Annotated in this window: 6 protein-coding genes and 2 tRNA genes; 1 reads left to right on the top strand and 7 read right to left on the bottom strand. The window is 72.3% G+C overall.

The window, feature by feature from the left end:
- Nucleotides 1–28: 28 nt before the first annotated feature.
- The 7 genes from ACFV6I_RS37240 to ACFV6I_RS37270 all read right to left on the bottom strand — a co-directional run bounded on the left by ACFV6I_RS37240 (nucleotide 29) and on the right by ACFV6I_RS37270 (nucleotide 3,823).
- Nucleotides 29–1,558, bottom strand: coding sequence for an MFS transporter (locus tag ACFV6I_RS37240; protein ID WP_380430482.1), 1,530 nt, complete (start codon nucleotides 1,556–1,558; stop codon nucleotides 29–31).
- A gap of 87 nt (nucleotides 1,559–1,645) precedes the next feature.
- Complete coding sequence (locus ACFV6I_RS37245; RefSeq protein ID WP_380430484.1) at nucleotides 1,646–2,236, bottom strand: TetR/AcrR family transcriptional regulator; 591 nt, start codon at nucleotides 2,234–2,236, stop codon at nucleotides 1,646–1,648.
- A 109-nt stretch (nucleotides 2,237–2,345) separates the two neighbouring features.
- The gene (locus ACFV6I_RS37250; protein WP_063351327.1) at nucleotides 2,346–2,768 is read right to left on the bottom strand and encodes a MaoC family dehydratase; all 423 of its coding nucleotides are present in this window, start codon (nucleotides 2,766–2,768) and stop codon (nucleotides 2,346–2,348) included.
- A 5-nt stretch (nucleotides 2,769–2,773) separates the two neighbouring features.
- Nucleotides 2,774–3,232, bottom strand: a complete 459-nt coding sequence (locus ACFV6I_RS37255) for a MaoC family dehydratase N-terminal domain-containing protein (RefSeq protein ID WP_363369376.1) — start codon at nucleotides 3,230–3,232, stop codon at nucleotides 2,774–2,776.
- Between the two features lie 154 nt (nucleotides 3,233–3,386).
- Nucleotides 3,387–3,551 carry a 50S ribosomal protein L33 gene (rpmG, locus tag ACFV6I_RS37260; RefSeq protein ID WP_006604855.1) on the bottom strand — a complete coding sequence of 55 codons (165 nt, stop codon included), beginning with the start codon at nucleotides 3,549–3,551 and terminating at the stop codon, nucleotides 3,387–3,389.
- Nucleotides 3,552–3,634: 83 nt separating this feature from the next.
- A tRNA-Met gene (locus ACFV6I_RS37265) sits at nucleotides 3,635–3,707 on the bottom strand.
- A gap of 43 nt (nucleotides 3,708–3,750) precedes the next feature.
- Nucleotides 3,751–3,823: transfer RNA gene (locus tag ACFV6I_RS37270), tRNA-Thr, on the bottom strand.
- Nucleotides 3,824–4,109: 286 nt separating this feature from the next.
- Here ACFV6I_RS37270 and ACFV6I_RS37275 point away from each other — a divergent pair.
- Nucleotides 4,110–5,381, top strand: coding sequence for a hydrolase (locus ACFV6I_RS37275; protein WP_380430487.1), 1,272 nt, complete (start codon nucleotides 4,110–4,112; stop codon nucleotides 5,379–5,381).
- Nucleotides 5,382–5,414 lie beyond the last annotated feature (33 nt).

Genomic DNA, 5,414 nt, shown 5'->3' on the forward strand with positions numbered 1-5,414 from the left:
CCCCCGCACCCGCACCCGGATCGGCCGGTCAGGCCTTCGAGGCCTCGGCGTGGACGGGCGCCGCGTCCTCGGCCCGCTCGGCACCGGTCTGCTCGGCACCGGTCTGCTCGGCACCGGCCTGCTCCGGCTCCACGGCCGCCGGCTCGTCGGCGACGGCCGCGGGCTTCACCCGGCGCGGGAGGAAGAACGCGCAGACCGCCGCGACCGCCACCACCCCGGCGCCGACGTACAGCGCGGGCACCAGCCCGTCGATGAAGGACTGCTCCGACGTGTACCCGCCCTGCGCCGAGAACACCGCCGAGAGGACGGCCACGCCGAGCGCGCCGCCGACCTCGCGCAGCGCGTTGTTGGCGCCGGAGGCGATGCCCTGCTCCTCCGGCCGGACGCTGTCCATCACCAGGGCGGCGGTCGGGGCGAAGTACAGCGACATGCCGATGCCGCAGATCACCACGGCGGGGATCTCGGCGGCGTAGTCGTAGCCGGTGCTGCCGCTGGTGACCGCCGCGTACATCGCCAGGCCGGCGCCCTGCAGCAGCAGCCCGGTGACCACGATCGGGCGGCCGCCGAACCGGTCGGCCAGGATGCCCGCGATCGGGGCGACGATCAGCGGCATGCCGGTCCACGGGAGCATCCGGATGCCGGCCTCCTGCGGGCTGTAGCCGCCCACGCTCTGCAGGTGCTGGCTGATCAGGAAGATCGAGCCGAACATGCCGAGGAACATCAGCAGGCCGGAGGCGTTGACGGCGGAGAAGGCCCGGCTGCGGAACAGTCGCATCGGGAGCATCGGGTGCCGGGCCCAGCGCTGCTCGTAGAGCACGAAGGCGGTGAGCAGCGCGACGCCGCCGATCAGGGAGCCGAGCACCAGCGGGCTGGTCCAGCCGTTCGGGTTGCCACGGATCAGGCCGAGGACGACGCCGAACAGGCCCAGGCTGACCAGGATCGTGCCGACCACGTCCAGCGCCGGGTTGGCGCCCCGGCTCTCGCGGAGCTTGAGGGCGGCGAGCGGGATCAGGACGAGGCCGACCGGGACGTTCACCCAGAAGATCCACTGCCAGGAGAAGTGCTCGGTGAGCGTCCCGCCGACCAGCGGTCCGGTGGCGACGGCCAGGCCGTTGACGCCCGCCCAGATGCCGAAGGCCAGACCCCGCCTGGCCGCCGGCACCGCGGCGGTGAGCAGGGTGAGGGTGAGCGGCATGGAGACCGCGGCGCCGGCGCCCTGGACGGCGCGGGCGGCGATCAGCGCGCCGATGCCCGGCGAGAGGGCGGCCGCGGCGGAGCCGACGGTGAAGAGCGTGAGCCCGACCAGGAAGATCCGGCGGCGGCCGAACCGGTCGCCGAGCGCGGCGCCGAACACCAGCAGGACGGCGAAGGACAGGGTGTAGGCGCTGACCGTCCACTCCAGGTCGGACAGCCCGCCGCCGAGGTCCTCGCGGATGGACGGCAGCGCGGTGGTGACGACCAGGTTGTCCAGGCTGGCCATGAAGCCCGCGACGCTGGTGATCACCAGCGTCCAGACACCGAGCCGTCCCAGGCCCTGTTCTTCCGTTCTCTCCGTCATGGTTTCCCCCCAGGGGTCTTAGATAGTTATTGATCACTAACTTTCGAGGCCCGAAAAAAGGCCGCACGGACTCCACCGTGCGGCCCGCTACTCCCCGCCCTCGCCGTGCTCTTCGTGCTCTTCGTGCTCCCCGAAGCCCAGGCCGCTCCAGATCCGGTGGTCCCGGGGGTACCCCAGCGCCACCAGCGTGTTGATCAGCATCCCGTACGCGAAGAACTCCGCGGTGCCCTGCACGTCACCGCCGATCCGGCCCCTGACCCGCTCGAACAGCTCCTCCCAGAGCCTGCGGGCGGTCTCCCCGATCTCGTCCTCGCCGGTCGTCCGGGCCGCGAACACCGAGACGTAGAGCTGCATCTGCATCATGAGCTGCTCGCCGTCCGCGACCAGGCCCAGGTACGCCTCGGACATCGCCTGGGCGGCCGCCGGCCCGGTCAGCCCGACCGAGGCCTCGTCGAAGACCTTCCAGGTCTCCTCGATGCAGCGCTCGGCGGCGGCCGTGAAGATCGCCTGCTTGCCGGGGAACAGCCGGAACAGGTACGGCTGCGAGACACCCACCCGGCGGGCGATCGCCTCGGTGGACGTCCCCCGGTAGCCGCTCCTGGCGAATTCGATCACTGCGGCGCGAACGACGCTCTCGCGCCGCTCCTCCGCACTCATCCGCATGCTCGCCCTCGCCATGCGGACAAAGTTAGTGGCCAATCACTATCTTCGCAAGGCCGACGGGCGCGGCGGGAATCCCGTCGGACGGGCCCCGCCGCGGCCGGACACACCTGGGGCCGAGGGGCCTTCAGGCGAGCCGGACGACCGCCCTGGACATCCCGAGCACCTTCTGCCCGCCGGTGGTGGCCAGCAGGTCGACCTGCACCTTGCGGTCGTCCAGCAGCTTGGCGACCTTCGCCGACACCTCGACCACCGCGCCGACGCCGTCGTTCGGCACCGGGACGGGGCGGGTGAAGCGGACGCCGTACTCGACCACCGCGGCCGGGTCGCCGACCCAGTCGGTGACCACCCGAATGGCCGCAGCCATGGTGAACATTCCGTGCGCGATGACGTCCGGCAGGCCGACCTCCACGGCGAACTTCTCGTTCCAGTGGATCGGGTTGAAGTCGCCGGAGGCGCCCGCGTACCGCACCAGGGTGTCGCGGGTCACCGGGAAGGACTGCGCCGGCAGCTGGGTGCCGACCTCGACCTCGTCGTAGCTGATCGCCATCGTGTTCACTTCCCCGTCTCGTCGGCGGCCCGGGCCACCAGCGTCATGACCGACGTCACCACGTGCTCGCCGATCGCGTCCGACACCTCGCCACGCACGGTGAGCACGTCGTTGCCCGCCAGCGACTTGATGTTGTCGATGGTGACCGCGACCGTCAGCCGGTCGCCGGCCAGCACCGGGCGGGAGTAGGAGAACTTCTGGTCCCCGTGCACCACTCGGCTGTAGTCCAGGCCCAGCTCCGGGTCCTCGACCACCTGGGAGGCCGCCTGGTAGGTGATCACGAACGGGAAGGTCGTCGGGGCGATCACGTCGGGGTGGCCCAGCGCCTTCGCCACCGCCGGATCGGTGAACGCCGGATTGGTGTCCCCGATCGCGATCGCGAACTCGCGGATCTTCTCCCGGCCGACCTCGTACGGCTCGGTGGGCGGGTAGGTCCGCCCGATGAAGGAGGGGTCGAGTGCCATGGGGCAACTCCTCGGAAGCACGGTGGATCCGGCGGCCGTTGCCGCCGGCGGGGCGCGCATGGGTGCATACGCGAAAAACTCCGGGCCGCACCCCCTGAGGGATGCGGCCCGGAGCTCAAGACCTGTCACACAGGCCCGACGCCCTGCGAGAGGGTCAGCGGGTCTCGCGGTGCGCGGTGTGCGAGTTGCAGCGGGGGCAGTGCTTCTTCATCTCAAGACGGTCCGGGTCGTTACGCCGGTTCTTCTTGGTGATGTAGTTCCGCTCCTTGCACTCCACGCAGGCCAGCGTGATCTTCGGGCGGACGTCGGTGGCAGCCACGGGAGTGCCTTCCTGGGACAACGAATAAGAACACAACAAGAGTAGCCGACCGGGAGTGCGATCTCCCGACCGACTACGCGGGGTAGCGGTGACCGGACTTGAACCGGTGACACAGCGATTATGAGCCGCTTGCTCTACCAACTGAGCTACACCGCCACAGTGATCCGCAGCACAACCGAAGCCGACTGCTTTTCACCAGAGCCCCCATGCGGAATCGAACCGCAGACCTTCTCCTTACCATGGAGACGCTCTACCGACTGAGCTATAGGGGCGAACGAGGAAGAGATTACACGTTCCGCGCCCAGAGGTGAAATCCGTATCCCGACGCGAAGACCGCAGGTCGGCGAGGTGAACGGACGGACGATCCAAGGCCCCGCGTTCGATCGGCCCACCAGCCGCACGGCCCGACCCGATACGACTATTGCCCGCCTCCGAGCGCCCCGCCCCCACGCGCCATAGGCTCGACCCTCATCGACGGGGACGGCCCGGGGCGTCAGGACGACCCGGGATCAGGACGGTCCGGCCGACCGGACGGGCCAGCGCGGGAAGGAGCCTGCGATGGACAGCGCAGCCGCCGACGGACCGCACTCCGGCTCCGGCCCGACAGCCAACCCGCTCGGGCACGGACCGGTCCTCCTGCTCACCGGCGCCCGACTGGCCGACGGGCGGGTGGTGGACGTCCGGATCAGCGGGGACCGGATCCAGGCCGTCGGCACCGTCGGCAGCCTCGGCCCGCTTCCCGCCCTGCCCGGCGCACCCACCGTCACCACCGGCGCCCGGATCGACCTCAAGGGCTACCTGCTGCTGCCGGCCCCCGCCGAGGCGCACGCCCACTACGACACCGCCTTCTCGGCCGCCCTGTCCGCCCCGCCGCCGGAGAGCCCCGGCGACCTCACCCGGCGGGTCACCGAGGCCGCGCTCGCCTCGCTCGGCTACGGCGCCACCGCCCAGCGCACCCACGTCCGGATCGGCGACGTGCACGGGCTGCGCCGGCTGGAGGCGGTGCTCACCGCCCGGCAGGCGCTGCGCGGCCTGGCCGAACTCCAGGCGGTGGCGATGCCCCGGCTGCTCACCGGCCGGGCCGGCGCCGACGGCCGGGCGCAACTGCGCGACGCGCTCAAGCTGGGCGCCACCGCGGCCGGCGGCTGCCCGGAGCTGGACCCGGATCCGGCCGGGTACGTCCAGGTGCTGCTGGAGGCCGCCCGGGAGGCGGACTGCCCGGTGGACCTGCACACCACGGCCGGCGATCCGGCCCAACTCGCGCGGCTGGTCAGCGCGTTGGCCCCGCTGCGGCCGCGGGTGACACTCGGGCCGTGCGGGGCGCTGACCCGGGGTGCGTCCACGGTGCTGGCGGCCGGCGGGATTCGGGTGGTCTGCCTGCCGCAGAACGGCGGCTGCACCGGCCTGGAGGGCCGGGCGCCGGGGCTGCGGCCGGGCCTGCTGCGGGAGTTGACGGAGGCCCGGGTGCCGCTGGCGGCCGGCAGCGGCGCGCTGCGGGACCAGTCCAACCCGGTCGGCCGGGCGGATCCGCTGGAGTCGGCGTACCTGCTGGCGGCGGGCGGGGAGCTGGACCTGGAGGCGGCGTACGACGCGGTGGCGAACCAGGCCCGGGCGGCGCTCGGGCTGCCGCCGGTCCGGGTGGACGCCGGGTTCCCGGCGGAGCTGCTGGCGGTGCGCGGGGACAGCCTGGCCGGGGCGCTCGCGGGCGGCCACAGCCGACTGGTGGTGCACAGCGGCCGCGTGGTCAGCCGGACGAGCGCGGTGCGGGAGTTCGCGGACACCGTGGCGCTGGCGCTGCCCCGGCAGTCCGGGAGCACCGGCGGAGGCTGAGCGGCCCCTCGGGAAAATTCAAGGGGCGCGCGA

Source organism: Kitasatospora sp. NPDC059803 (assembly GCF_042732255.1).
In the GTDB taxonomy this organism is placed as follows: domain Bacteria; phylum Actinomycetota; class Actinomycetes; order Streptomycetales; family Streptomycetaceae; genus Kitasatospora.